General features: G+C 42.4%; 3 protein-coding genes. All 3 read right to left on the bottom strand.

Annotated elements, in window-relative coordinates; all coding sequences use genetic code 11:
• Positions 1 to 156 precede the first annotated feature (156 nt).
• The gene (locus AC5JMF_RS00740; protein ID WP_495793804.1) at positions 157 to 1,704 is read right to left on the bottom strand and encodes a sensor histidine kinase; all 1,548 of its coding nucleotides are present in this window, start codon (positions 1,702 to 1,704) and stop codon (positions 157 to 159) included.
• Positions 1,673 to 1,978 carry a sensor histidine kinase gene (locus AC5JMF_RS00735; RefSeq protein ID WP_495793806.1) on the bottom strand — a complete coding sequence of 102 codons (306 nt, stop codon included), beginning with the start codon at positions 1,976 to 1,978 and terminating at the stop codon, positions 1,673 to 1,675. Before AC5JMF_RS00735 ends, AC5JMF_RS00740 begins: the two co-directional genes overlap by 32 nt.
• A gap of 76 nt (positions 1,979 to 2,054) precedes the next feature.
• Positions 2,055 to 2,252, bottom strand: coding sequence for a hypothetical protein (locus AC5JMF_RS00730; protein ID WP_495793805.1), 198 nt, complete (start codon positions 2,250 to 2,252; stop codon positions 2,055 to 2,057).
• Positions 2,253 to 2,430 lie beyond the last annotated feature (178 nt).

Here is a 2,430-nt window from a genome sequence, read left to right as displayed (position 1 = left end):
GGGGGAACCCCCGCAACGTAGTGTCCTCCTCTGGGACGGGGGAGGCTAACGCCAACGGAGAGGATGTAAGACCAATTCGCGGACGCAAATCCAAGATGCGGCAATCTTCTGTGAAGTTGGAAGCTCACACTGTACCGTCAGGTCAGTGTGGGTAGTTCACTGATTTATATCTGTAGCTATGGGTAAATCTATCCAAAATTGGCTACCCTGTCTAGGTTGGGATTCTACACCAACTTGCCCACCCATACGCTCGACCCCCTTCCGCACGATCGCCAAACCGATTCCTGTACCTGGATAAACTTCGCTACCATGTAAGCGCTCAAAAACATTGAAAATATTTTTCTGATATTTGGCTTCAATGCCAATGCCATTATCTACTACCCATAGACGAATCAATTCATTCTTTTTCTCCGTCCATACTTGTACTTGGGGTGGAACTCCTGGTGCCACAAATTTGATGGCATTGGTTAGTAAGTTAGTAATAACTTGAATCAAAACTGTGCGATTTCCCATTACTTCAGCTAAAGGTTCTGCCACTTGCACGCTCGCCTGTTGTTGCCTAAATTCTAGTTCTAATTGTCTGAGAATTTCTGCGATTAATAAAGATAAGTTAATTGGTTGCAAAGGCATTTCTGTACGGCTGAGCCGACTGTATGTAAGTAGGTCTTGAATCAGCTTATCTGCTTGCTGTGTACTTGTAATAATGTACTGCAAATAGTTTTGTTGGCGCTCAAGATTAAATTGCTCACGTTGGTTCTCTAATAAGACTGAACTAAAGCCTTGGATAGCACGTAATGGTTCTTGAAGATCGTGCGAAATTGAGTAAGCAAATGCTTCCAAATCTTGATTGGCAAGTTCTAATTTTTTATTTGTTTCGGCTAAGTCTCGATTTGCTGCTTCTAGTTGAGCAGTACGTTCTTTAACTCGTTCTTCCAAAGTTTGGTTAAGTTGCTGAAGTTCAATGTCGGTTTGTTTGCGTGCTGTAATATCTTCAATTAAACCATCTAGCACCTGTTCTCCTTCAATTTGATTCAAGGTTGTGCTTAATGCTACCCAAATGAGCGTTCCATCGGCGCGGTGCAACTGTAATTCGTCCTCTTGCTGTTGGGGTGATGGCTGTTTTTGTAACATTCGGTAATACTCTTGAATATTCAAGAGATTCATTGACGAAGCTTGAGTTAGGGAATCAACACCTAATAATTCCAGAAACGCTCTGTTGCATTCGATGAAGCTACCATCTGAGTAAGCGCGAAAGATACCTACCTTTAATTGATTGAGTAAACCTTGAAGGCGAATTTCTAAAAGAGTAGCTCGGCGTTTGATTTCTGCTCGTTCTAGAGCAACTTTGACAGCAGCTGGTATACGAATATAGCGGTTAGGTAATTTGAGGACATAATCATCTAACCCAGATTTCATTGCTTCTACAGCGATTTCCTCACTGCCTGTGTTAGTAAACATAATTACTGGACAGTTGGGATAACGCTGTTTGATAGTGTGTAAAACTTCTAATCCGTTACTCCAGCGCAGTTGGTAGTCAGTAATTACCAAATCGAATTTACCCTCAGCTACAGCTTGAGCCAAACCTTCTGGTTCTCTAATTTCTTGTATGTGGAGTTGAGAAAATTCTCTTTGCAATTGCCGAATTACCAAAGCGCGATCGCTCGGATTATCATCAATTACAAGGATGCGGATTTCTTGAGTCATTGATCCCGTTGAGATTAAAAATGGCTTTTGGCAGAGCAATCCAAAAGCGACTACCTTGATCTGGCTGTGACTCTACCCCAGATCTACCGCCCATACGCTCTAGACCTTTGCGAACAATGGCTAAACCAATGCCCGTACCAGGGTAAGTCTCATTACCATGCAATCGCTCAAAGACACGAAAAATGCGCTCCTGGTGTTCGGGCGCAATGCCAATACCGTTGTCCACAATCCATAACTGTATCCAATCTTGTTGCTTTTCTGCATAAATGTGTATTTTTGGTTGTATTTCTGGCTGGACAAACTTGATCGGTTTATGCAGCAGAGATTGTTGAATAGCGATCGCTAATTGGTCAGTTACCTCTGTGGCAATTTCTAAATCTTCTTGAGTAAATGCCGCAGTTTGAGGGGAAAAGAGAATGAGGTTGCCAAATCGCTTGTAAAATCAAACGGTTCCACGCTGTTTGCTGCAACTTAATTTGGCTTAAGCGTTTTTGCTGACTTAAATTGTCTAAAATTAAACTAGTTAGCTCCTCAAAAGCAGTATCAATGGTAGAGTTAGCTTGCTGGTAGGGTTCGAGAAATTCCCGACAACAGCAACAGCAGGATAATCGGTAAAGCGATCGCACTAGTTAATCTACGCCTAAATACGGCTTGAGTAATTTGTAACAAGGGAATTCGTAATTCGTAATGACGCGACGCTCCTGTGTCGCTCTAAGCGAAGCTATG

Source organism: Desmonostoc vinosum, from assembly GCF_059505385.1.
The sequence above is the reverse complement of the archived record's forward strand: the minus strand, read 5'-3'. Positions and strand labels throughout refer to the sequence as shown.